We start from the raw sequence: 21,604 nt of genomic DNA on the forward strand, positions 1-21,604 counted from the left end.
GGTCGGTCCTCTCAACGGATGTACCGCAGGTTCGCGGTCATCCCGGCTTCGAAGTGATAGGCGTTGTGGCAGTGGAACATCCACTCGCCGGGGTTGTCGGCGTCGAACTCGATCGCGAGCTCGCTGCCGGGCAGGGAGATGACGGTGTCGCGCCGGAGCCCGCCGTAGGACGGGACGGCGAACGTGTGCCCGTGCGTATGCATCGGGTGCCACATGCTGGTCGTGTTGGCCATCGTGATGCGCACCCGCTCTCCCTGCTTCATCACAAGCCGCCCCACGTCATCCCCGGACATGCCCCAGACGTAGCGGTCGCCGGCCTGGATGAGCTCGATGCGGTAGTCGCGGTCGGGTTCGCGGGTATCGAGCACCACCGAGTCGGCGGGCCGCATCTCGCTTTCGAGCAGAACCCGGCCGTCGAGTTCGGCGATCGTCGCCGGTAGCTCGCGCAGGGGCCGGGCGTCGGGAGTGCGAAGCACGGTCGCGACCGACTCCGACCTTCCCTCCACACGCGCGACGACGGGCCACGCACCCGAGCGCACCGTGACGAGCACATCGGCGCGCTGGGCCATCCCGAGGATGATCGCGTCGGCGGTCTGCGGCTGCACGTCGAAGCCGTCGAGTGCGACCACGGTGAGCTCGTGACCGGCGACGGCGAACCGGTACGGTGTCTCGGCGGCCGCGTTGACGATGCGCAGCCGCAGCCGCTGCCCCACGGCGGCTTCGACGACGGCCGGGTCCGCCGTGGGGCGGCCGTTGATGAGGTGCATCGGATACGACACGTGCTGCGTCATGCCACCGAGAGGGACCGAGTCCCCGTGCCCACCGGCGACCATAGCCGCGGCCGTGGCGGAGGGCGTCGGCGCGGCGGCGGGTGTCGCAGCGGGGGTCTCCGCTCCGTGCCCGTGGTGACCGCCCGCGAGGGCGGGATTCAGCGCCGCGAGCACCTCATCGGGAGTCGCTCCGAGGCCATCCACCCAGTCGTCGATCACGAGGACCGCGTCCGCGTCAGCACCCGTCGTGTCGTCGGGGTCCTCGACGACGAGCGCGCCGAAGAGTCCGCGGTCCGCCTGGAGTCCGCTGTGGGAGTGGTACCAGTGCGTGCCCGGATCGGGCGCGACGAAGGAGTAGTCGAACGTGCCGTCGACACCGATCGCCTCCTGCGTGACGGGAGCGGCGCCATCCATGTCGTTGCGGATGCGGACGCCGTGCCAGTGCACGGTCGTCGCCTCGGGCAGGGCGTTGGCCACACGCGCCTGGACGCGGTCGCCCTTGCCGAGCCGCAGGGTGGGTGCGACCGCCTCGCCGCCGTACGTCCAGGTGCGCACGACGCGTCCGGCGAGATCGACGTCGGCCACCCCGGCCTGCAGCGCGAAGCTCGCCTCGCGCCCGCTCCAGGCTCGTGCCGCCTCGGCCGCCGCGACCTCGGGGTCGGATGGCCGGATGTAGTCGAGCGCGACGGCCGACGGCGAGGCCGCGGTCGGCGAGCCTGCCGCGCAACCCGCGGAGAGACCCGCTGCGCCGAGCCCCACGGCGCCCGCCCCGTAGGCGCTGAAGCGGAGGAAGGCGCGCCGGTCCAGGAGCCGCGCCCTCCCGCGGCGGGTCTCGTCCCCGGTCACTCCAGCACCTGCGGTGTCAGCATGTGGCCCGCGTCGCCGACGAAGTCCGGCACCTCGACCCGGGAGACCTCGTCGCCGCTGGCCGCGTCGTATCCGATGAGCGTCAGGGGCTCGTCCTCGCCCGATCCCGGTCCCTGCACATAGAGCGTCGCGCCATCCACCGAGTAGGCGAGCCCGCCGATCGACCTCAGCTGCAGAGCTTCCGCGTCGAGGTCGGCGATCGGGGCGAGATCCCTCGGGTCGGACATGATGAGGCGCACCTCGTCGCCGCCGTTCGCGGAGTGCGGGTGGATCTCGCTGTCGGTGTATGTCACCGCGAGACTCGTCGCGGTGTTGTTGATGACGGATGAGGCGAAGCGGCCGCTGTCCTGGCCCGCGTTCCCGATCGGCGTCACGGGCTCCGTCGGAAGACCCTCGGAGAAGTCGAAGACGAACACGTCGCCGTTGGCGGAGAGCAGGAGCGCCTTGTCGGCGTCCATCGCATAGGTGACGTGCCGGTTGCTCACGAAGTCGTCCGGCAGCACCTCCGCACGCTCCACTTCCTCGATGGACCCGTCGTTCTGGATGGAGAGGTGCACGAGCTCGCGCGTCTCCTCGCAGACGGAGTAGACGTCGTGGCCGTTCACCCAGGTGAAGGGCCCGCAGCCAAGCATCTCCATGGCGCCCGTCTCGACGCCCTCCTCGAGGTCGAAGACGCGGGGCCCGTACAGCCCGTCGTCCCAGAACACGAAGTACTGCTTGTCGTCCGTGACCGCGCTCGATCCCCACCGCGAGTGCGTGCGCACATAGTCGGGCATGACGATCTCGTCCGGCTCAAGCAGCGTTCCCGAGTAGGTGCTGATCGTGAAGTCGGCGGCGCCGCGCGATCCGCGCGGCCTCCAGACCTCGGCGGCGAGGACGGCCGGGTCGTCGGGCGATTCCCCCACGAAGGGGTGCACGACCGGATCCCAGATGCCCGGGCCGACGGTGAAGTTCGCCGTGACCTCGCCGGTCGCCGGATCGACCGCCTGCGCGCTGAGCTCGAGCCCGCCGCCGGCCATGATCACGACCTGGTCCGAGCCGATGGGGTCGATCTCGCCGACGTGCAGCTGCTGCGGGATCTCGTCCTCCGACGGGATCTCCTCGTCGGAGTCGCCGAGCGTCGTGGTCTCGTCGGTCTCGAACCACTCCTGCTCGGGGTGATCCACGACACCGGCGGCGACTCCCGTGGGCTCCGGCTCCGGGGACTCGGCGGCATTCGTCGCGGTGCAGCCGGCGAGCGCGACGCCCGCGACGAGAGTGAACGAGACGGCGCCGAGGGCGCGCGCGGCGCTCATCGGGATCCCGCCCCGACCTTGGGCCGGGCGGCGGGGGCCGCCTGGCAGTCCGTGCCGATGATCGGAGCCATGGTGCAGGTATACGACTGCGACTCGTCCGAGACGCACCAGATGATCTCCTGGTCGTACGAGCCGGCCACGGGGTTGTACATCTGCGCCATCACATCGGGCTCGCCGCAGAAGGTGTTCGAGCAGCCCGGGGCGCCGCAGCAGTCGTAGTACGCGATGAGGTAGGTCTTGCCGTCGTCGGGGTTCGTGCAGCAGCCGACCCAGAACTCGGCGCCGGGCTTCGATCCCGGCGAGCAGGTCGTCATCCCGCCACCCGCGCATGATGTGCACGGAACTCCGTCCATGTTGCACCAGCGCCAGTACTCGCACGTCGAGGAGTCGCCGGTCTCGTCGAACGCCGGGTACAGCGGGCTGTCCTCCGCAGTGCGGGCGGCGGGAGCAGCCTCGGCTCCGAACGCCGCGCGGCTGACCGGCAGCGAGCTGATCGCCGCGACGCCGGCGACGCCGATGCCCCAGCGCCCGAGCTGACTGAGCATCGAGCGTCGAGAGGTCTTCTCCGACATGCTGCGTCCGAGCCGGCTGAACAGGGTTCCGCCGCGTCCGGCCATCCACTCGGCCTGCTCCCGCATGGTCTCGTCGTCCACGGGATATCTGTTCTCTGTCATGTGCTGCCCTTCCTTTCCGTGTCGGGTCAGTGCGTGTGCTGGATCTCGCGCTGCTTCGACGCCTCATGGAGGTGCTGCAGCGAGGGGGTGCCGGTCTCCAGCGCGTTGAGGAGGCTCTCGACGTGCGCCATCTGGTTGCACAGGCCCTTGGCCCGGATCTTCCCGTGCTCGTCGAGCACGACGCCGTAGGGCGTGGTGCCCACCTGATAGGCGATGCCGACCTCGCGGGCGTCCACGTACGCGAATTCGTCGGTGATGCCGGCTCCGGCGAGGAACTCGGCGTGCTCCTCGGCGGTGCCGTCGGAGATCATCACGACCTCGAGGTCCTTGCGCTCCGCCTTGGCGAGCGCCTTGATTCCTGGCAGCAGGCTCTTGCACGTCGAGCACTTCGGCCCGGTGAACATGAGGAGCTGAGCGCGGTCGCGGTGACCGCCGACGCTCGCCGGGCGACCCCGGTGATCGGCCAGTCCCTGGAAGGAGGGGCCCGTCTCGGCGATCTTCGGGCCGCTGTCCATCATCCGGGCGCCGAGAGGGCCGAGGCGCACCTGGACGCGGCCGATCTCGCGGGCGAGGGCGAGGTTCATGACGAAGAGGAAGGCGACGGCCAGGATGAGCACGATCGTCGCGATGAGCAGGAATGTGATCACGGGGGTCCTTTCGGAACGTCAGGGGTGGAGGGCGGCGGCCGCGACGAGCTCGTCGCGTGCACGGGCGAGATGGGTGTCGACGGGTCGGCGCCCGGGATGGATGACCTTCGCGGCGAAGACCGCGGCCCAGATGGCCGAGAGCACGAGCGCGGCGAGACTCCACCCCAGGAGGTACTCCACGACCGAGGTGGCGCCGAACCCGTGGGCAAGCAGCACCGCTCCGGCACCGCCGGCGGCGAGCGCGAGCGCGCGGACGACGTGCGGCCAGCCGATGCGCGGCGCCTGCCCCGTCTCAGCGAAGGCGAAGCAGCCGCAATCGAGGTCGCGGCGTCCACGCAGCAGGTTGATGCCGAGAGCGACAGCGAACACGGTGAAGAGCGCTGCGGCGAGCAGCCCGGTCACGCGGGGCTCGACGCCGAGAATGAGGAGTGCGCCCAGCAGGACCTCGCTCCACGGGAGGCCGCGCGCGACCGCCCGCTCGAGCACAGGAGGCAGCAGCCGATACCCCTGCACCGCCGCCAGCATTCCGCGCCGGTCCCGAAGCTTGGGCACGCCGGCGATGAGCAGCAGGCCGCCGAGCAGGGACGTGAGAGCGATGAGGATCACGGGTCGAGTCCTTTCGGGTCGATCGGTCGATGACCTCAGCGTGGCGAGCGATGGTTTCGGCCATACGCGCAGGCCGTGAAGATCTCCGCACTCACCGTGAGACAGCTGCTCACGCGCCGGCATCACCGCGACCGCGCCGACGCACGGCCGGTTCGGCCGAAACACGACTCGGAACTGGTCTTTTCCGTGTTACGGGCGGATGAAGCGTCGGCAGACACTACGCGTCGAGAACCGCGCCGATCGCGGCCGCACCCTCGCGCAGCAGCACGAGGTGCCGTGCGGCAGTGCTCACGCGGCCGAGACCGGTGGCGAGAGCGAGCGCGCCGATCTCTCGCCCGTTCGTCATGACGGGCACGGCGATGCAGCCGACGGCGGGAAGGACCGAGCCGAACTGCTCAGCATGGCCGCGCACGCTCACCGCCGCCACGACCTGCTCGCGCACGGGAGCCGAGGGCACCTCCGGCCACCCCCCGGGCCCGTCGTGTGAGGCCAGCCACAGGTGGCCCGCCGCCGAGCTCTCCGGGTTTCGGAACAGCGCGTCACTGTCCGCGATCGGAATGGACGCGTCCTCCGCGACCAACTCCATCCCGTCATCGGTGAAGGCGAACAGATGCACCGCCTCCCCCGTCTCCCGTCGCAGATCGTCGACGATCGGCTCCACGGGCGATCGCCGATGCGCTTCGACGATCGAGGCGAGCTCCAGCACGCGGCGACCGAGCAGGAAGCCCGTGAGATCCGGACGCCGGACGAGGTAGCCCTCGCGAGTGAGCGTGCCGACGGCGCGGTAGACGCTCGCTCGAGGCGCGCCCACCCGCTTCACGAGCTCCGACGCGGTCACCCCATCGCGGCAGCGCGCCACATGCTCGAGGATGGCCAGCGCCAGTTCGAGCCCCTTCTCGGGGATCGAAGGCTCCGGCGTCACCGGGCGCCGCCCGCGATCGCGTCGGCGGACTCCACCCAGTCGTACACCCCAACCCGCGCCCGGAGCCGCGGCGTGCGAGCGACGAGGACGACGGCGGAGACGACGACGATCAGACAGACAGACAGACCCACGGCGACCGCCACCGGCTCTCGCGCCCACATCGCGCACGCCCACGCCACCAGCAGCGCCGCCTGCGCGGCTCCCGTCGATGACGCGAGCACGACCATCCTCGGGGTCGCCTCGCCGATGCGCACCAGGAACGCGACGGATGCCGCGCACAGCAGCACGTACGCCGCGAGGAACCCGAGCGGTCCGAGGATGTTCGCTCCGGATTCGAACTCCGTCTCGACCGACGCGAGCACCGCGGCGCAGGGGATCGTCACGACCGGCACGACGAGCACGAGCGAGGCCGACCACGGCACGCCGCGCCGGCTCACCCTGCCGAGCGCAGCGGGAAGCACCCCCTCGCGGCTCATGGCGAGGACCAGCCGGGCCGACGCCGTCGTCATGGCCAGCGCGCAGGCGAGGAAGGAGACCCCGATGATGGCCTGCAGGACGGCACGCGTCGCCGGGGCGTCGGCGAGCGAACCCGGAGAGCGCAGAGCGAGATGACCGACGCTTCCGGCGAGGAGGACGGCGGCGATCGCCACGATGCTGATCATCACCCCGCGCGGCACCGTGGCGTGCGGACGGCGAGACTCGGCTCCGAGCGCGGCACCGCTCTCGAAGCCGACGAATCCCAGCACCACAGACACGACCGCCGAGGCGGCCTCCGGCTCCCCTAGCCAGTGCGGCTGCACGACACCGGATGGCGACTGAGCGACGGCGATCGCGGTCACCGCGAGCACCGTGGCGACCGCGCCCACCTCGAAGACCAGCAGCATGCGCGTCGTCATGCGCAGGCCCCCGATGCTGAGCGCCGCGATGCCGCATCCGGTCAGCACGATGATCACGACCGCGGCGACATCCGGTCGATCGGATGCGACGAGGTCGGCCAGCCGCCGACCGCCGATGAGCAGCGTCGAGGAGCCGACCGCGAGGTAGCCGATCGCGAGGAGCGCGCCCGCGGCGATCCCGGCGCGCGCGCCGAGGCCGCGCGCGACGAAGGTGTAGACCGCGCCGGTGCTCGCGAGCCGTCTGGTGAAGACGCCGAGCACCACCCCGACCGCGAGCATGAGGGGAACGGCGACGGCGAGCTCGACGAGGCCGTACGGCCCGTCTCCCATGGCGCCGGTGTGAAACGCGAGCACCCCGGCGGGCGCCGCCGCTGCGACGGACTGCGCGACGACGTCGATCGTCCTCGCCCGCGTGCGCCGCAACGCGCGGAACGGCGAGTCCTCGAGTCCGGCCAGAGGTTCTGCCTGCCGGATCGCCTTGCTGAGAGCTCTCATCGCGCCCCTCCTGCCCGAAACCTAGGCAACGCGCATTGCGCGAGGCGCTCCGGATTGTTTCCGGCACGTGACAGCAGCCGAGACAGCGTCGACCGACGCAAGACGCGGCCGTCTCATCGGATGGCACACGCTCCTCACACCGCTGTCACCCTGAGGATCGGACCTGCTGCGACGATCGCATCGACCGCGAGGAGGACCATGACCCGCATGATCGCCGCCGGCGGGGTTGTCGCATCAGTGCTGACCGCCGCCGCCTTCGTCGCCGTAGCCGCCGCAGCAGCCGTCAGCGGAGCTTCCTCGCCCGACACGCCGCCGTCGCGGGAGAGTCACCATCACACAGAGGCGCAGAGCGCCTCGCGCTGAACCAGGGAGCGGTGCGGCGTCAGCGCTTCGGCAGCTTGCGAAGCGCCTTCCTGTGGTGTGCGGCCTCCGCGCCCGTCGACTCCGACTTCACGACGAAGACCGGGTCGTCCTCCGATGCGCGGAAGGTCTGATCCGCGAAGGTGAAGTCCGACTCCTGCTTGCGCACCACCTCACCGCGCGTGCGACCCTGCGACGTGTTCCAGCTCACCCGGTCGCCCGGCGACAGCTCCTGAGCCACGCTCAGCTCCGACCGTGGAACCCCGCCGTCGGCGCTCCCGCAACTCGTGACATCCCGGCCGCGACGAGCGACTGCAGGGTCACGCGTGGGACGAGTGAGACGCCCGCCTCCCCCACGCCGATCGCGGCGGCCGCCGGCTTCGCGGCCACGGACACTCCGGCGCTCATGTCAGGCCGCCTTCGCGAGGGAAGCCGTGCGCGGCGTGGCCTGCGCGTCGATGTCGGAGAGGGCGGCCGGCGACAGGTCGAGCCCGTGGTTCGAGTTCGCCGCCTCGACAAGACGCACGAGCACCTCGCGATTCAGCGGAACCTGGTCCACCTCGTCGAGAACGATGCGGAAGGGGATGGACGAGTGCACCCAGACGGTCTCACGCGCGCCGCCGGGGTGCTGCCACGAGAGGGAGAAGGACTCGCCGCGGCGCAGCTTGGTGAGAACCACCGATTGCACGTGGGCGAGGAGGCGATCCTCGATCTCGATCGCCTGGTCACTCATGCCGTAGAACATCTTGCCCACGCGTTCCTCCTCGATTTTGGCCGACACCTGCCGACGTCTCGAACTTTACTTGGCAAACTAATCATTTGGCAAGCGAGTAATCAGGGGTGCAGACTTTCGCTACCATGACGACATGAAACGTTCAGGCCCCGGCGAGGTGTCGTCGTACTGGTACGGCACCGGCGTCGACGAACAGGCCGCCGCATCCGTCCTCCAGGCACTGCGCACGTACCGCGCCGCGGAGATGGATCTGCGCCGCCGCACCCGCACCTCGATGCGGATGACCGACAACGAGATGCTCGTCATCGGCCTGGCCACGCGTCGCGCCCGCTCCGGCCAGGAGCTCCAGCCTCGCGACGTCGCGCTGGCACTGGGACTCACCCCCGCCTCCGTCACCGGCCTGCTCGACAAGCTGGAGCGCTCGGGCCACATCGAGCGCCTTCCCCACCCCACGGATCGACGGCGCCAACGGATCCTGCCCACACGGCTCGCAGACGTGGATGTGCGCGCGACCCTCGGCAGCGTGCACGAGGGCATGATGAGCGTCGCGCGGTCGCTCAGCAGCAGCCAGGCGGCCGTCATCTCCACGTTCCTGCAGCAGATGACCGAGGCCGTCACCGCGCACGCGCAGGAGATCGACCCGCCGAGCGAGCCGTCAGCCGCGTGAGAGCTCCGGCTGCAGAGCCGCGTCGATCTCCTCGGTGACCCGACGCAGGAACCGGGACACGACCATCCGCTCGCCTTCGGTGAGATCGACCGCTGCGCGCGTGACACTGTCCGCGACGGGGTCATTCAGCGACCGGCCCACGTCGGTGGCGACGACGAACTTCGAACGGCGATCGGCAGGGTTCGCGCGGAGCTCCGCGAAGCCTGCGTCTTCGAGGCGCCGCAGCACCGCCGTGATCGAGGCGCTGCTCACCTGCAGTGTCTCCGCGATCTCGGTCGGCGTCAGCTCACGGCCCTCGTTCGCGACATCGACGACGATGCGGACGGCCGAGAGGTCCAGTTCGCTGAGAGATCGGCTCGCCTGCCGCCGGCGCGCCAGCCGCGCCTCCGCCTGCCGGAGATCCGCGATGGCCCGGACGAGGCCATCCTTGCGCTCGTGATTCACGTGCTGACCGTCGCCCGTCACGCGCTCTTCTCGCTCACGAGAAGCAACCTTACTAGACGACCTTGATACACGGGCGTCGAACCATATTCGGATCTGGACTTTTCTCGTCGCGGAAGGTGAGAAGCTGGATGGACGCCGACGCGAGAGGAAGGGCGATGACGACGAGCTTTGCACCTGACGAAGCGGGATACGTCCTGTATCAGGAGATGGTCACGCGCCTCGCGAACCGCTTCCCCGCCGTGCCCCTGTGGCGCATCGAGGAGATCGCCTACTCCGAGAACGAGGCGATGACCGGCGGGCTCCTGCGCGTCGTCCCGTCCGGCGTCGAGGACGGCACCGCAGAACGACTTGCGCGTGAAGCGCTCGCCAAGGAGGCGAAGTAGAACGCATGGCGATGTCCACCGAACCCACGGCATCCGGCTACTGGTACCCCGACACCGATGGCGGCGCGACGACCGTCGACGTTCTGAACCTCCTGCGCCGCTACCGCGCGGCCGAGACCGCGATGCGCGCCCGCACCCGGGCCTCGATGCGGATGAACGAGACCGACCTCCTGGCGCTGCGCCACCTGCTGCGCGAGCAGCGCGCCGGACGCGTCGTGCGCGCCGTCGACCTCGCCCGCACGCTCGACATCTCCACCGCCTCGGTCACCGCTCTCATCGACCGGCTCGAGCGCGACGGCCACGCCAAGCGCGAGGCGCACCCCACCGACCGCCGTGCAGGCATCGTCGTGCCGACCGCGAGCAGCGACGCGGAGGTGCGCGAGACTCTCGGCCCCATGCACCAGCGCATGCTCGCGCTCGTGGACAGCATGGACGAGCAGGAGCGCGGCGTCGTCGCCCGCTTCCTCAGCGGGATGGCCGACGCCGTCGGGGAGGCGGCCGCTTCGGACGCGGACGCGGAGCCCGACGCCGACTGATCCAGTGCGCGGGGGTTTCGCCGGCGTGCGCTGATCAGAAGGGCAGGCGCTCCGTGGGGGCGTCTCGCGGGTCCTGCCAGGTCGGGCGCTGCTCGAAGACGCGCGTGGCGGCATCCGGCTCGTGCCAGGTCTGCTGCTGCACCGGGCGACCGGGCTGCTGCACGCGCCCGGGCTGCTGAGGCAGCGGGTGCTCGCGTGCGCGGAGGATCTCCGCGTCGCGCTCCCAGATCGCTCGGGCGATGATGCGGCGGTCGCGCGCGTAGATCATCGCGCGCATGGTCATGGCGAGCAGGATGCCGATGTAGCCGCCGGCGGTGTTCGCGAACACGTCGAGCATGCTCGAGACGCGCGACTCCAGGCTCGTCGCCTGCGTCCACTCGATGAAGCCGGAGTATCCGGGCACGAGGAACAGCGCGAGCCACCAGGCGCGACGCGGCAGGGCGAGGCCGAGGAAGAAGCCGAGGGGGATGAACATCCCGATGTTCGCGGTGAACTCAATCTCGTCGAAGCCGAACCACTCCGGCACGCCGAATCGGTACAGCACCTTGAGCACGCGGTCGGAGATGCCGCCGAACTCCAGGTCGTTCGGGTTGGGCCACAGGGTCACGACGGCGACGAATCCGGCGTAGATGGCGAGCAGCAGGGTCGCGACCCAGAGGCGGGCGCGGCTGCGGGGCGGCTTGGGGCCGAGTGCGTCGGTCATCAGGACCTCCTCATGGCGCGGACGTTGACCTCGACCCTAGACGCCCGTCCTGGCAACCACCCCGGACGTTGACGGGGCACGACCCGCCCCGTTCCGTCTCGGTCGCCGCGCTCCCTCGCTCACCGTCCGAGAGGGGGCCGCGACCACCCCCGACGTTGAGCGAGCGAAGCGAGACGAAACGCCGCAACCCAACCTCGACAACGATCCACCCCGTTTCGTCTCGGTCGCTGCGCTCCCTCGCTCAACGTCCGAGAGGGGGCCGCGACCATCCCGGACGTTGAGCGAGCGAAGCGAGACGAAACGCCGTGAGCCGGCCTCGGAAGCCCTCACCCCGTTGCCTCTCCCTCGATGTCGGAGGCCGCGCCATCCGCTCGCTTCGCCGCGCGCTGACGCCTACTCCAGCCACGCACGGCCTCGAAGCCCTCCTCCATCAGCAGCGTGCGCTTCGCGTGGCTCCAGCCCTGGATCTGCTTCTCCCAGAGGAACGCGTCGTCCATCCGCTCGAACTCGGCGTGCCAGCGCAGGGTGACAGGGCGCCGGCCGGTGCGCCGGGTGTATGCGGCTCCCTGTCCGAGCTGGTGCTGCGCGAGCCGCAGGTCGAGGTCACGGGTGCTGCCGACGTAGTACGTGCCGTCGGCGCACTCGAGGATGTAGACGTACGGCATGCGGAGAATGTAGCCGAATGCGGACATCCGGCGCGTGAGTTCTCCACAGGGGGCGTCGTCGAGGGCGGGTTGCGGCGTTTCGACTCGCTTCGCTCGCTCAACGTCCGAGAAGAGACGTATCCACCGCGTTCCGGTTCGCTTCGCTCGCTCAACGTCCGAGACGTGCGGGCCTTAGAACTCCTCGTACTCGGCGGGATCCTGATCCGCCAGACGGCCATCCGGACGACCCAGCGCGGTGATCGCGGCGATCTCCTCCTCGACCAGCTCCACCTCGAGCGCCCCGAGGTTCTCGAGCTGACGCTTGTCGCTCGCTGCCTTCGGGATGGGGATGGCGCCGCGCGCGATCGCCCACGCCAGCACCGTCTGCCCGGGCGTGACGTCGTGCTTGCGCGCGATGTCGACGATGACCTCGTCTTCGAGGATGCCGGTCTCGCGACCGAGCGGGCTCCACGCCTCGGTGAGGATGCCGTGTTCGGCGTTGAAGCGGATGCACTCCTCCTGCGGGAAGTGCGGGTGCATCTCGATCTGGTTCACCTGCGGCAGCTCGCCGGTCTCGCGCACGAGGCGCTCGAGGTGCTCCGGCAGGAAGTTGCAGACGCCGATCGCCTTTACGATGCCGGCGTCGCGCGCCTCGATGAGCGCCTGCCACGCCTCCACGTACTTGTCGGTCTTCGGGTTCGGCCAGTGGATGAGCAGCAGATCGAGGTGGCCGAGGCCCGTCCGGTAGACGCTCTCCTCGATCGAGGGGATGGCCGCATCGCGCTCCTGATGACGTCCCTCGAGCTTCGACGTGACGATGAGCTCGTCGCGGTCGATGCCGGAGCGGCGCACGCCCTCCCCCACGGTCCCCTCGTTCTCGTAGTTGAACGCGGAGTCGATCAGCCGGTAGCCCTTGTCGACGGCGCGAGCGACGGCATCCGCGCCGTCCGCCCCCTTCAGTCCGTAGGTGCCGAAGCCGAGAACCGGCAGCTCGAGTCCGCCGTGTGCAGTCCAGGTGGGGATCGTCATGCTCCCTTCCTAGAGGCGAGGGGCGGATGGCCTCAAAGGGTTGACAGCGGATGGTCCCTGCCGAACATTGAGCGACCGAGCGCCAGCGAGCGAGACGAAACGCCGCACCCGATCAGCCGACCTGCATCTCCGCGAGCCGAGGCGGGTCCGCACCATCCTTCGACACGGTCAGAGCCGCCGATCTCTGAGCGACCTCGAGGAGCGCGACCCACTCGTCGCGAGGCAGCGTGCTCTCCCGGATGGCGGCGGCGGCACCACGCGCGGCTATCGCGTACAGAAGGCCGGACATGAACGCGTCGCCGGCCCCGATGGTGTCCACTACCTGCACCGGCTCGCCGAGCGAGCGGCTCCACCGCTCCGCACCGGCAGCCGCGGCGTAGCCCTCGCCGCCGCGAGTCACGACGACCAGCCGCGGCCCGAGTGCAGTCACACGCTCGAGCACCTGCTCGATCGTGGCGGACGGGTAGAGCCAGGCCGCGTCCTCGTCACTCAGCTTCACGACGTGACTCGCCGATATGAGCTCCTCGGTGCGCTGCACCGCTCGAAGGCGGTCCGTGAGCAGAGCGGGGCGGATGTTCGGATCGAAGCTCACGAGAGAGCCGAGCGCCGCTCGGCGCACGGCCTCTGCGACGCTCTCACTCCCGGGTTCGAGGTACGCGCCCAGGGAGCCGGCGTGGACGAGGCCGTACCCGTCGACATCCACCGGCCCGAGATCCCACCGCAGGGAGAAGTCGTACTCCGCCGCGCCGGTCTCCGACGAGATCGTCGCGATCGCCGACGACGTCGCCCCATCCGCACGGGTGCCATCCGCCAATGCGACGTTCGAGCCCTGCAGGTGCCGCGTGATGAGCGCGCCGTGTGCATCGCTGCCGATGCACGTCGCGAGCTCCACCTCGATGCCGAGCCGCCCCAGGCCCACGGCGACGTTCATAGGTGAGCCGCCCGGGAACGCCTCACCCGAGACGACGTCGACCAGGGCCTCGCCGAGTACCAGCGCGCGCATCATCCCGCTGCTCCATCGGTCAAGTCGCTCACCTGCAGCAGAGTGACGTTCCCGCCCTCGACGTGCTTCAGTGTTATGTGCCGCTCCTCCCCGAGGAACACCACCTCGGTGAGAGTACGCAGCCCGTCGGCGGCGAAGACCTCGATGGACCCGTGGTCGAGAACGAAGGTGACGCGGGCAGCTGCGCCGTCAGGCAGCGTCAGTCGCTCGACGCTCGCGAACGAGCTGACGTCACCATCGAACCCGGCGTCGCGTCGGTCCAGATGAATGCTCCCCGCTGCGCCGTCGATCCGCACGGACACCGAGTTGTCGCCGTCGCCGAACTCGAGGTCGGCGACGGCCCCCTCGCTGATCTCGACGTCCAGGCGCGCGAGCGCGGGCAGCGCGACGGCCGCCCCGCGGGCAAGATCGACATGATCCTCGACGGCCACGGCCGGCGGCAGCACAGGTGAGGACCGCAACTGCGGGCGGCCCTCGGCGGAGACGAGGGAGAGCTTGCGCGCCAGGGTCATCGCACCACGCCACGGTCGCGTCGGCATGTGATGGGCGTAGTCCCAGTTGCTCATCCACGCGATCAGCGTGCGGTCCGCCTCCGGCAGGCCGCTGAAGGTGACACCCGCATAGCAGTCCCTTCCCCAGTCCAGCCAGTCGAGATCGGCGAGCCCGGGGTCGTCCGCGCCTCGAAGAGGCCAATCCCGGTCGGCCGTGAAGGTGTGTCCGTCGAAATCGCCGACCACATACTGCGTGCCGGACCCGCCCGCGACCCCGCCCGGATTGAGCGAGACCAGCATGACCCACTTGCGCGACGACGCGTCGCCATCCACCGGCAGCGGGAAGAGATCCGGGCACTCCCACACGCCGCCCATCGCACCCGCCGGCCCGTAGGACGACATGTATGTCCACCGCTTCAGGTCGTCTGACCGGTAGAGAAGCACGCGATGCTCGGCTGCCTCGACGGCCACCATGACCCAGTGCTCGCCATCCTCACCGCTGTAGCGGAACACCTTGGGGTCGCGGAAGTCCGCGGACCCGCGGTCGAGCACGGGATTGCCGGCGTACTTCTGCCAGGTCTGGCCCTCGTCGAGGCTGTACGCGAGGGCCTGCGCCTGCGTGCCGTCCCGGGTCGCCGAGGTGTAGATCGCCACCATGGCGACGCTGCCGTCGTCTGCGAAGCCCGAGGAATTCGTGTGGTCGACGACGGCGGACCCGGAGAAGATCTGCTCGTTCTCGTCGTACGGGATCGCGAGCGGCTGCTCCTCCCACGAGACGAGGTCTGCGCTCGTCGCATGGCCCCAGCTGATGTCGCCGTGTCCGAGCCCGTTCGGGTTGTGCTGGAAGAACAGATGGTAAGTCCCCCGGTGGTAGACGAGCCCATTGGGGTCGTTCATCCAGTTCCGAGCCGGAGTGAAGTGAGCTCGCGGGCGCGCGTGGAGGCGCGCGGACGGCACGGTGCCCGCCGCGGTCATCCCTTCACTCCCGACGCGGCGATCGAGTTGACGAAAGAGCGCTGGAACGCGACGAACAGCGCCAGCACCGGCACTGTGATGATGCTGGCGTACGCCATGATCTGCCCCCACGACACGTTGAGCTGCTTGAAGTAGTCGATGCCGACCATCACCGGACGAACGGATTCGCTCTGAGTCACCATCAGCGGCCACAGGTACTGGTTCCACGCCGGCAAGAAGGTCAGGATGGCGGCGGTCGCCACTGCCGGGCCGGCGAGCGGCATCACGATGCTGCGGTAGATGCGGAACCACCCCGCCCCATCGACGCGCGCCGCTTCGTCCAGCTCCCGCGGGATGGAATCGAAGTACTGATAGAAGAGGAAGATCGAGAAGGCGTTGGCGATGAATGGCACGATCTGCACGGCGTACGTGTCAAGCCATCCCTGAAGGAACTCGGCCCCGTCGAAGTACGGCAGCTGGTTGACCCACCAGAGCATCGGCACGGCCATCACCTCGAACGGCACAATGAGCGTCGCCAGAACGATGCCGAGCAGCACCTTGCGGCCCGGGAGGCGCATCCGCGCCAGCGCGAAGGCGGCCATCGAGTTGACGACGAGGCCGAGCAGCACCGTCAGAGCCGAGATCATGACCGAGTTCATCAGGAACTGCGCGAACGGCACGCGTTCGAACACGCCGACGTAGTTGTCGAGCGAGAGCTCTCCGACGGGCAGGAAGGCACGGAGCCCGCCGAGATCGGCGAAGATCTGGAGGTCGGGCTTGAAACTCGACACGATCATGAACACCAGCGGAAGCCCGAAGACGAGCGCCAGCAGGATCTTCGCGACGAGCAGCAGCGCAGCGCTCCAGCGGCCAGCGGGCGCCTTCCTTCCGGGGTTGGCGACGTCGCCGATGTCCTTCAGCAGTGGCCGGTTGGCGAGTGCGCTCATCGGCTTGCCTCCTTATCCCGGGTGAGGAAGTTCTGGATGAGCGTGACGACGAGCACGAGCACGAAGAACACGAGCGAGATCGCCGCGGCGTAACCGGTCTGCTGCTGCTGGAAGCCGGAGCGGACCGTCATGTACACGAGCGTCGACGTGGAGTCGAGTGGGCCGCCCTGGGTCATGATGTTCACCTGCGAGAACAGGCCGAACGCGGCGATGGTGATGGTGATCAGGATGAACACCCGCGTTGCGCGCAGACCGGGCCACGTGACATTGGTGAACTGCTGCCACTTGGAGGCACCATCGAGTGCGGCTGCCTCGTAGAGCTCCTCGGGAATCGTCTGCAGTCCGGACAGCCAGATGATCATGTGGAAGCCCATCGCCTGCCAGATCGACATGACGATGATCGCGAAGAGCGACCAGCGCGGGTCGGCCAGCCAGTCCGGGCCCTCGATGCCGATGCGGGCGAGGAGCAGGTTGATCAGCCCGTCCTTCTGATACATGAACAACCAGAGCATCGACACGACGACGATGGAGGTGACCACCGGCAGGAAGTAGATCGTGCGGAAGAACGTGGTGCCGCGCGTCTTGCTGTTGACGAGAACGGCCATCACCAGCGCGACTGCCGACTGCACGGGCACGATGACGACCGTGAAGACGATGGTGTTGCGCAGCGATGCCCAGAAGGTCTCGTCCGTGAACAGGTTGCTGAAGTTCTGCAGCCCGATGAACTGGCCGGGTACGGGTGAGATGAGTCGCGTGTTGGTGAACGCCAGGATGAACGTCAGCGCGATCGGGATGATCAAGAACATGATGATCAGCACCGCCGCCGGCAGGAGCATCGCGAGAGCGGTGACCTGCTCCTTGCCCTGACCCTGGATGCGTCCCGCGCGGGGGCTGGTTGCGACCTCTGCCCGGGGAGGGCGGTGCAGCGTTGTGGACATGGGGCTCCTCCGAGTCGATCCGGGCGACCCTTCGTCGGGTCGCCCGGATCACGCGCTACTGGTTGTAGTTGTTCTGCTTCTGGTTGGCGTCGATCTCCTTGACGGCCTTGTCGAGCGCCTGCTTCGGGTCCGCGCCGTTGAGGATGTCCTGCGTCGTCTTGGTGAACGTGGTGGCGATGAACGGGTACCCGGGCGTGACCGGGCGCACCTGCGCGTAGTCCTTCGCGAAATCGCGGAAGATCTCGTTCTCGCCGCCGTCTCCGTACCCGGGCACGATGGCCGCGGCTCCGTCGGTGGCGGGGATGGTCGCAGCGGCTTCGGCGACCGCAGCGACATTCTCGTCCTGCGCCGCGAATTCGAGATAGGCCAGCGCCCCCTCGGGGTCGTCGCACGAAGCGGACATCCCCCACTGCCACGAGCCACCGCCGATGGTCGGCCCGTTCCCGAAGTCGACCGCCGGGAGGAAGAGCGCGTCGTCGCCCAGCTGCTCCCGGACCGGCGCCGCCGCCCAGCTTCCGGCGTAGATCAGTCCGGTCTTGCCGTTGAGGAAGTCGGCAGTCTGGTCGGTCGCGGACTTCGCCGCGATCAGGCCATCCTGCACCAGGCCCTGGAACCACGTCGCCCACTCGATCGCGGCGTCTCCGTTGAGCACACCGTCGGCGCTCTCGTAGCCGTCGCGCTCGATGAGGTCGCCGCCGAAGCTCTGCAGCATCGGCGAGTACGCGTACGGGTACCACTCGCCCACATCGGCGGTGTTGAAGTTCGCCGCGTAGTCGAACTGTCCGCTCTCCTTCAGCTTGGCCAGGGCTGAGTCAAGCTCCTCCCGAGTCCACGGCTCGTCCGCGTTCGGGATGCGGATGCCGTTCGACTCGAGGATGGTCTTGCTCGAGATCATCGTGAGCGCGACGTCGTAGAAGCCGTAGGAGTAGATCTCGTCGTTATAGGTGCCGATCGTCGACGGCAGGAAGGGCTCGAGCGCGTCTTCCATTCCGCTCAGCGGGGCGAGGTATCCAGCCCACGCCCAGTTCGGAACGTTCGGACCATCGATGTCGAGAATGCAGGGCAGCTTCTTCGAAGAGGCTGCCGCCGTGACGGACTGGTTGTACGACTCCTGCGGGAACGCCTGCACCTCGACGGTGTAGTCGTCCTGGCTCGCGTTGAAATCGTCGACGATCCCCTGGATCGCGCCGAGCTCCGCCTCGTTCCCCGCGTTGTGGGTCCAGAGTGCGATGGTCCCCTCCTCGCCGGAGGAGGACCCGCCGCGAGCGCAGCCGGCGAAGCCGACCGTCATCCCGGCGACCAGCGTCACGCCGAGGATCTTGATTGCTGTCTTCTTCATCGAAGTTCTCCCTGTGAGGCAGAAGAGTGCTGAATGGATTTAGCGGTAACGGTAACAGCGCGTGAGAGGAGTTGCAAGCCGCCTGCTGAATTGATTCAGCACCGCATGGGCTAGCGTGTATCGCAGGAGGAGCGGATGACTCAGAAGCGACCGACTCTCGCTGATGTGGCGAAGCTGTCCGGCATGTCGAAGACGGCGGTCAGCCTGATTCTGAACGACCGCCCCGGATCGCGTCTCTCCCCGGAAGCAGCGGAGCGCATCCGGGCGGCCGCGGCTCAGCTCGGATACAAGCCCAATCCCGCGGCTCAGAGTCTCCGTCTCGGGAAGACCCGCTCCGTCGGGTTCATCTCGGATGAGGTCACACTCACCCGCTACGCCTCGGGCATGATCAAAGGCGTCCTCCATGCCGCGCGCGATCTCGACCACACCGTTCTCATCGCCGAGACGGAAGGCGACCTCGACAACGTGGGTCTCGCCATGGAGTCGATGCTCGACCGCCGCGTGGATGGCCTCATCGTCGGCCTGATGGGCGCGCGCGTCGTCGACCTGCCCCGGCCATCGCAGGACATCCCGCTCGTGATCGTCAACGGCCGCACCCCCACGGGCGTGCCGAGCATCTTGCCAGACGAGCGCGCAGCGGGGCGCGAGGTCGCGTCCGAGCTGATCGAGGCGGGGCACCGTCGCATCGGGATCATCGGCGAACTCCCCGAGATCGCCGCGAACCCTCGCAAGAGCGTCTCGATCGGTGCTCGCTTCGTCGGCATTGACGAGGCGTTCGCTGCCGCCGGCATACGACCGGAGCGTATGCAACTCTCCGAGTGGAGCCCGGCGATCGGACACGACGCCGCGCTGGAGATGCTCGCGGCTTATCCCGACCTCACCGCCCTGTTAGCAGGCAACGACAACGTCGCCTTCGGCATCTTCCAGGCCCTGAGCTCTCTCGGCCTCCGCGTGCCGGAAGACGTCTCGGTGATCTCCTTCGACGACGAGGAACTCGCCGGTTACCTGAGGCCGGGCCTGACCACCGCTCGGCTGCCCTACGAGGAGATGGCCCGCCTCGGCGTCGAGATGATCCTCGGACGCCGCGAACTCGCCGACGCCAGGATCACGATGCCTCTCATGCGCCGACAGTCGGTCGCCCGGATCTGATACTGCGGCTCCCTCCGCTCGCTCAGCGCACCGTATGGGAGCTCTCCACCCCAGGACGTTGGTCGAACGGTCTCACGAACGGCTCACCCCGTCTCGTCTCGCTCCGCTCGCTGCCGGACGTTGAGCGACGGAGCGCCAGCGAGGGAGACGAAACGCCGTGACCCGGTCCCGACAACGGCCCGCCCCGTTTCGTCTCGCTCCGCTCGCTCAACGTCCGAGAGGGGAGGCACCCCACCCCCCGGACGTTGAGCGACGGAGCGCCAGCGAGGGAGACGAAACGCGGCGACCCGGTCCTGAGAACACCTCGCCCCGTTTCGTCTCGCTCCGCTCGCCCAACGTCCGAGAGAGGAGACACCCCAACCCCCCCCGGACGTTGAGCGACCGAGCGCCAGCGAGGGAGACGAAACGCGGCGACCCGGTCCCGAGAACACCTCGCCCCGTTTCGTCTCGCTCCGCTCGCCCAACGTCCGAGAGAGGAGACACCCCAACCTCCCCCCCCCCCCCCCCGGACGTTGAGCGACCGAGCGCCAGCGAGGGAGACGAAACGCGGCGACCCGGTCCTGAGAACACCTCGCCCCGTTTCGTCTCGCTCCGCTCGCTCAACTGTCACTGTGTATAGCGGCTGGCGGTGCTGGCTGGCAGGCTCGGTTCCGGTTGCTGGCTCGTGGTGTGACTCCTCGCTCAACTGGCCTCTCCCTCGGGGGAGTGCCTTGCACTCGATTCGTCCGCTGCGAGTTGGTGCCGGGACCGGCCTGGCCCATCGCGGTGACTTGATAGAAGCAAGCCTTCGTGGCTCCTGACAGTGTTGTCCCGCGGTGACTTCACCCCAGAACCGGTCCCGGCGTTCACGACCGTCCCGTTCGCTCGAAGTGGAGAGATCGCAATGACAATCGTCGCAGAGCATTACCAGTTCGTCACGGGCGTGGACACCCACGCCCGCCGCCACCAGTTCGCGGTCCTCAACGCCGCCGGCCACGTCCTCGAGGAGCGCTCGTACCCGACCGATCCGGCCGGCATCGCCCGCAGCGTGGAATGGGCCCGGTCCCGAACTGCGGGAGGTGCCCTGCTGGTCTCGATCGACGGGGCCGGGTCGTACGGGCGGCTGCTGACGGACGCGTTCCTGCGCGCCGGGATCGATGTGACCCAGGCGCCCGTCATCCGGTACCGGCCCGACGGGAAAGACGACCGCATCGACGCCCGCCTGGCGGCATCGTCGGTGCTCCCGCTGGAGCAGGACGCCCTCGCCCGCCCGCGCACCGGAGCGGAGCAGGAGGCGCTGCAGATCCTCCTCACCGCACGCACGAGCATGACCCGGGAACGCACCGCGACGATCAACGCCCTCACCGGGCTGCTGCGCCGCCACGACCTCGGCATCGACGCGCGCCGGCCGCTGCGGACCGGGCAGATCGCGCAGATCGCCGCATGGCGATCCCACCCCACTGACCCCCTCGACGCCGCCATCGCACGGCGAGAAGCGACCCGCCTGGCCCGCCGGATCCGGGAGCTCGCCGAGCAGCTCGTGGAGAACAACACCACCCTGCGGGACCTCGTCACCGCCGTCGCCCCGCGACTGCTCGACGAGCCCGGCGTCGGCCCCGTCAGCGCCGCGACGGTCTACGTCGCCTGGTCCCACCCCGGCCGGGTCCGCTGCGAGGCCGCGTTCGCGCGCCTGGCGGGCGTCGCCCCGAAACCCGTCTCCACCGGCAACCATCACCGCCACCGCCTCGACCGCACCGGCGACAGACGCCTCAACGCCGCCCTCCACCGCGTCGTCATCACCCGCTGGCGCGCACACCCGCAAACCCTCGAATACACCGCCCGCCGCCGAGCCGAAGGACGCACCGACCGCGACATCCGACGCGCCCTCAAACGCATCGTCGCCCGTCAACTCTTCCGACTCCTCCAAGCCAGTTGACACACATAGAAGCTTCGTCCGAGAGAGGAGACACCCCAACCCCCCCCGGACGTTGAGCGACCGAGCGCCAGCGAGGGAGACGAAACGCGGCGACCCGGTCCCGAGAACACCTCGCCCCGTTTCGTCTCGCTTCGCTCGCTCAACGTCCGAGAGGAAAGGACCCACCCCACCCCGTTTCGTCTCGCTTCGCTCGCTCC

General features: G+C 69.1%; 25 protein-coding genes. 6 read left to right on the forward strand and 19 right to left on the reverse strand.

Annotated elements, in window-relative coordinates:
* Positions 1–11: 11 nt before the first annotated feature.
* From D7D94_RS07780 to D7D94_RS07810, 7 genes are all read right to left on the reverse strand, one after another.
* Entirely contained in the window at positions 12–1,616 is a 1,605-nt protein-coding gene (locus D7D94_RS07780; protein WP_156242070.1) for a multicopper oxidase family protein, read from the reverse strand.
* A complete protein-coding gene (locus D7D94_RS07785; RefSeq protein ID WP_156242071.1) occupies positions 1,613–2,932 on the reverse strand; it encodes a hypothetical protein in 1,320 nt (439 codons plus the stop codon). Before D7D94_RS07785 ends, D7D94_RS07780 begins: the two co-directional genes overlap by 4 nt.
* The gene (locus D7D94_RS07790; protein ID WP_156242072.1) at positions 2,929–3,606 is read right to left on the reverse strand and encodes a methylamine dehydrogenase light chain; all 678 of its coding nucleotides are present in this window, start codon (positions 3,604–3,606) and stop codon (positions 2,929–2,931) included. Before D7D94_RS07790 ends, D7D94_RS07785 begins: the two co-directional genes overlap by 4 nt.
* 26 nt (positions 3,607–3,632) lie before the next feature.
* Positions 3,633–4,253: a redoxin domain-containing protein gene (locus tag D7D94_RS07795; RefSeq protein ID WP_156242073.1), complete on the reverse strand. Its 621-nt coding sequence runs from the start codon at positions 4,251–4,253 to the stop codon at positions 3,633–3,635.
* A gap of 18 nt (positions 4,254–4,271) precedes the next feature.
* Positions 4,272–4,859 (reverse strand): MauE/DoxX family redox-associated membrane protein, encoded by a 588-nt coding sequence (locus D7D94_RS07800; protein WP_156242074.1) that lies wholly within the window; start codon positions 4,857–4,859, stop codon positions 4,272–4,274.
* Positions 4,860–5,076: 217 nt separating this feature from the next.
* On the reverse strand, positions 5,077–5,781 hold the full coding sequence (locus D7D94_RS14255; RefSeq protein ID WP_173024255.1) for an IclR family transcriptional regulator: 705 nt from the start codon (positions 5,779–5,781) through the stop codon (positions 5,077–5,079).
* A complete protein-coding gene (locus tag D7D94_RS07810; RefSeq protein WP_156242076.1) occupies positions 5,778–7,172 on the reverse strand; it encodes an APC family permease in 1,395 nt (464 codons plus the stop codon). The genes D7D94_RS14255 and D7D94_RS07810 overlap by 4 nt, the downstream gene beginning before the upstream one ends.
* A 198-nt stretch (positions 7,173–7,370) precedes the next feature.
* Here D7D94_RS07810 and D7D94_RS07815 point away from each other — a divergent pair, with 198 nt between their 5' ends.
* Positions 7,371–7,535: a hypothetical protein gene (locus D7D94_RS07815; RefSeq protein ID WP_156242077.1), complete on the forward strand. Its 165-nt coding sequence runs from the start codon at positions 7,371–7,373 to the stop codon at positions 7,533–7,535.
* 19 nt (positions 7,536–7,554) lie between these two features.
* On the opposite strand, the gene D7D94_RS07820 is transcribed toward D7D94_RS07815, so the two are convergent.
* Genes D7D94_RS07820 through D7D94_RS07830 form a run of 3 tightly spaced genes read right to left on the reverse strand, consistent with a single transcriptional unit; the run spans position 7,555 to position 8,277 of the window.
* Positions 7,555–7,773 (reverse strand): hypervirulence associated TUDOR domain-containing protein, encoded by a 219-nt coding sequence (locus D7D94_RS07820; protein WP_156242078.1) that lies wholly within the window; start codon positions 7,771–7,773, stop codon positions 7,555–7,557.
* 2 nt (positions 7,774–7,775) lie between these two features.
* Complete coding sequence (locus D7D94_RS07825) at positions 7,776–7,940, reverse strand: hypothetical protein (RefSeq protein ID WP_156242079.1); 165 nt, start codon at positions 7,938–7,940, stop codon at positions 7,776–7,778.
* A 1-nt stretch (position 7,941) separates the two neighbouring features.
* Positions 7,942–8,277, reverse strand: coding sequence for a DUF7882 family protein (locus D7D94_RS07830; RefSeq protein ID WP_246171924.1), 336 nt, complete (start codon positions 8,275–8,277; stop codon positions 7,942–7,944).
* 121 nt (positions 8,278–8,398) lie between these two features.
* Here D7D94_RS07830 and D7D94_RS07835 point away from each other — a divergent pair, with 121 nt between their 5' ends.
* Positions 8,399–8,932, forward strand: a complete 534-nt coding sequence (locus tag D7D94_RS07835) for a MarR family winged helix-turn-helix transcriptional regulator (protein ID WP_156242081.1) — start codon at positions 8,399–8,401, stop codon at positions 8,930–8,932.
* On the opposite strand, the gene D7D94_RS07840 is transcribed toward D7D94_RS07835, so the two are convergent.
* On the reverse strand, positions 8,921–9,397 hold the full coding sequence (locus D7D94_RS07840; RefSeq protein ID WP_173024256.1) for a MarR family winged helix-turn-helix transcriptional regulator: 477 nt from the start codon (positions 9,395–9,397) through the stop codon (positions 8,921–8,923). The genes D7D94_RS07835 and D7D94_RS07840 overlap by 12 nt on opposite strands.
* A 134-nt stretch (positions 9,398–9,531) precedes the next feature.
* On the opposite strand from D7D94_RS07840, the gene D7D94_RS07845 reads away from it, so the two are divergent.
* Both D7D94_RS07845 and D7D94_RS07850 read left to right on the forward strand, forming a co-directional pair.
* Positions 9,532–9,759, forward strand: a complete 228-nt coding sequence (locus D7D94_RS07845) for a hypothetical protein (protein ID WP_156242083.1) — start codon at positions 9,532–9,534, stop codon at positions 9,757–9,759.
* Positions 9,760–9,770: 11 nt separating this feature from the next.
* Positions 9,771–10,295 carry a MarR family winged helix-turn-helix transcriptional regulator gene (locus D7D94_RS07850; RefSeq protein WP_156242084.1) on the forward strand — a complete coding sequence of 175 codons (525 nt, stop codon included), beginning with the start codon at positions 9,771–9,773 and terminating at the stop codon, positions 10,293–10,295.
* 34 nt (positions 10,296–10,329) lie between these two features.
* On the opposite strand, the gene D7D94_RS07855 is transcribed toward D7D94_RS07850, so the two are convergent.
* The 8 genes from D7D94_RS07855 to D7D94_RS07890 form a co-directional block, all read right to left on the reverse strand.
* A complete protein-coding gene (locus tag D7D94_RS07855) occupies positions 10,330–10,998 on the reverse strand; it encodes a VanZ family protein (RefSeq protein WP_156242085.1) in 669 nt (222 codons plus the stop codon).
* Positions 10,999–11,324: 326 nt separating this feature from the next.
* Positions 11,325–11,663 carry a GIY-YIG nuclease family protein gene (locus D7D94_RS07860; RefSeq protein WP_156242086.1) on the reverse strand — a complete coding sequence of 113 codons (339 nt, stop codon included), beginning with the start codon at positions 11,661–11,663 and terminating at the stop codon, positions 11,325–11,327.
* A 171-nt stretch (positions 11,664–11,834) separates the two neighbouring features.
* Positions 11,835–12,671 (reverse strand): aldo/keto reductase, encoded by an 837-nt coding sequence (locus D7D94_RS07865; RefSeq protein ID WP_156242087.1) that lies wholly within the window; start codon positions 12,669–12,671, stop codon positions 11,835–11,837.
* A 112-nt stretch (positions 12,672–12,783) separates the two neighbouring features.
* Positions 12,784–13,674: a PfkB family carbohydrate kinase gene (locus D7D94_RS07870; protein ID WP_216648644.1), complete on the reverse strand. Its 891-nt coding sequence runs from the start codon at positions 13,672–13,674 to the stop codon at positions 12,784–12,786.
* Positions 13,674–15,140 carry a glycoside hydrolase family 32 protein gene (locus D7D94_RS07875; RefSeq protein WP_156242089.1) on the reverse strand — a complete coding sequence of 489 codons (1,467 nt, stop codon included), beginning with the start codon at positions 15,138–15,140 and terminating at the stop codon, positions 13,674–13,676. The genes D7D94_RS07870 and D7D94_RS07875 overlap by 1 nt, the downstream gene beginning before the upstream one ends.
* A complete protein-coding gene (locus D7D94_RS07880; RefSeq protein ID WP_156242090.1) occupies positions 15,137–16,066 on the reverse strand; it encodes a carbohydrate ABC transporter permease in 930 nt (309 codons plus the stop codon). Before D7D94_RS07880 ends, D7D94_RS07875 begins: the two co-directional genes overlap by 4 nt.
* Positions 16,063–17,004, reverse strand: coding sequence for a carbohydrate ABC transporter permease (locus tag D7D94_RS07885; RefSeq protein ID WP_246171730.1), 942 nt, complete (start codon positions 17,002–17,004; stop codon positions 16,063–16,065). The genes D7D94_RS07880 and D7D94_RS07885 overlap by 4 nt, the downstream gene beginning before the upstream one ends.
* 55 nt (positions 17,005–17,059) lie before the next feature.
* Complete coding sequence (locus D7D94_RS07890; RefSeq protein WP_156242091.1) at positions 17,060–18,343, reverse strand: ABC transporter substrate-binding protein; 1,284 nt, start codon at positions 18,341–18,343, stop codon at positions 17,060–17,062.
* A 135-nt stretch (positions 18,344–18,478) separates the two neighbouring features.
* Here D7D94_RS07890 and D7D94_RS07895 point away from each other — a divergent pair, with 135 nt between their 5' ends.
* A complete protein-coding gene (locus D7D94_RS07895; protein WP_156242092.1) occupies positions 18,479–19,492 on the forward strand; it encodes a LacI family DNA-binding transcriptional regulator in 1,014 nt (337 codons plus the stop codon).
* A gap of 883 nt (positions 19,493–20,375) precedes the next feature.
* Complete coding sequence (locus tag D7D94_RS07900) at positions 20,376–21,407, forward strand: IS110 family RNA-guided transposase (protein ID WP_156242093.1); 1,032 nt, start codon at positions 20,376–20,378, stop codon at positions 21,405–21,407.
* Positions 21,408–21,604: the final 197 nt, after the last annotated feature.

Origin of the sequence: Microbacterium oryzae, assembly GCF_009735645.1 — a bacterium.
GTDB classification, from domain to species: Bacteria; Actinomycetota; Actinomycetes; order Actinomycetales; family Microbacteriaceae; genus Microbacterium; species Microbacterium oryzae.

What these genes read in the sequence shown, in the direction of transcription:
- D7D94_RS07785 (WP_156242071.1), bottom strand. Translation starts at nt 2,932, where the DNA reads ATGAGCGCCGCGCGCGCCCTCGGCGCCGTCTCGTTCACTCTCGTCGCG.
- D7D94_RS07790 (WP_156242072.1), bottom strand. Translation starts at nt 3,606, where the DNA reads ATGACAGAGAACAGATATCCCGTGGACGACGAGACCATGCGGGAGCAG.
- D7D94_RS07810 (WP_156242076.1), bottom strand. Translation starts at nt 7,172, where the DNA reads ATGAGAGCTCTCAGCAAGGCGATCCGGCAGGCAGAACCTCTGGCCGGA.
- D7D94_RS07815 (WP_156242077.1), top strand. Translation starts at nt 7,371, where the DNA reads ATGACCCGCATGATCGCCGCCGGCGGGGTTGTCGCATCAGTGCTGACC.
- D7D94_RS07825 (WP_156242079.1), bottom strand. Translation starts at nt 7,940, where the DNA reads ATGAGCGCCGGAGTGTCCGTGGCCGCGAAGCCGGCGGCCGCCGCGATC.
- D7D94_RS07830 (WP_246171924.1), bottom strand. Translation starts at nt 8,277, where the DNA reads ATGTTCTACGGCATGAGTGACCAGGCGATCGAGATCGAGGATCGCCTC.
- D7D94_RS07835 (WP_156242081.1), top strand. Translation starts at nt 8,399, where the DNA reads ATGAAACGTTCAGGCCCCGGCGAGGTGTCGTCGTACTGGTACGGCACC.
- D7D94_RS07845 (WP_156242083.1), top strand. Translation starts at nt 9,532, where the DNA reads ATGACGACGAGCTTTGCACCTGACGAAGCGGGATACGTCCTGTATCAG.
- D7D94_RS07850 (WP_156242084.1), top strand. Translation starts at nt 9,771, where the DNA reads ATGTCCACCGAACCCACGGCATCCGGCTACTGGTACCCCGACACCGAT.
- D7D94_RS07855 (WP_156242085.1), bottom strand. Translation starts at nt 10,998, where the DNA reads ATGACCGACGCACTCGGCCCCAAGCCGCCCCGCAGCCGCGCCCGCCTC.
- D7D94_RS07860 (WP_156242086.1), bottom strand. Translation starts at nt 11,663, where the DNA reads ATGCCGTACGTCTACATCCTCGAGTGCGCCGACGGCACGTACTACGTC.
- D7D94_RS07865 (WP_156242087.1), bottom strand. Translation starts at nt 12,671, where the DNA reads ATGACGATCCCCACCTGGACTGCACACGGCGGACTCGAGCTGCCGGTT.
- D7D94_RS07870 (WP_216648644.1), bottom strand. Translation starts at nt 13,674, where the DNA reads ATGCGCGCGCTGGTACTCGGCGAGGCCCTGGTCGACGTCGTCTCGGGT.
- D7D94_RS07875 (WP_156242089.1), bottom strand. Translation starts at nt 15,140, where the DNA reads ATGACCGCGGCGGGCACCGTGCCGTCCGCGCGCCTCCACGCGCGCCCG.
- D7D94_RS07880 (WP_156242090.1), bottom strand. Translation starts at nt 16,066, where the DNA reads ATGAGCGCACTCGCCAACCGGCCACTGCTGAAGGACATCGGCGACGTC.
- D7D94_RS07885 (WP_246171730.1), bottom strand. Translation starts at nt 17,004, where the DNA reads ATGTCCACAACGCTGCACCGCCCTCCCCGGGCAGAGGTCGCAACCAGC.
- D7D94_RS07890 (WP_156242091.1), bottom strand. Translation starts at nt 18,343, where the DNA reads ATGAAGAAGACAGCAATCAAGATCCTCGGCGTGACGCTGGTCGCCGGG.
- D7D94_RS07895 (WP_156242092.1), top strand. Translation starts at nt 18,479, where the DNA reads ATGACTCAGAAGCGACCGACTCTCGCTGATGTGGCGAAGCTGTCCGGC.
- D7D94_RS07900 (WP_156242093.1), top strand. Translation starts at nt 20,376, where the DNA reads ATGACAATCGTCGCAGAGCATTACCAGTTCGTCACGGGCGTGGACACC.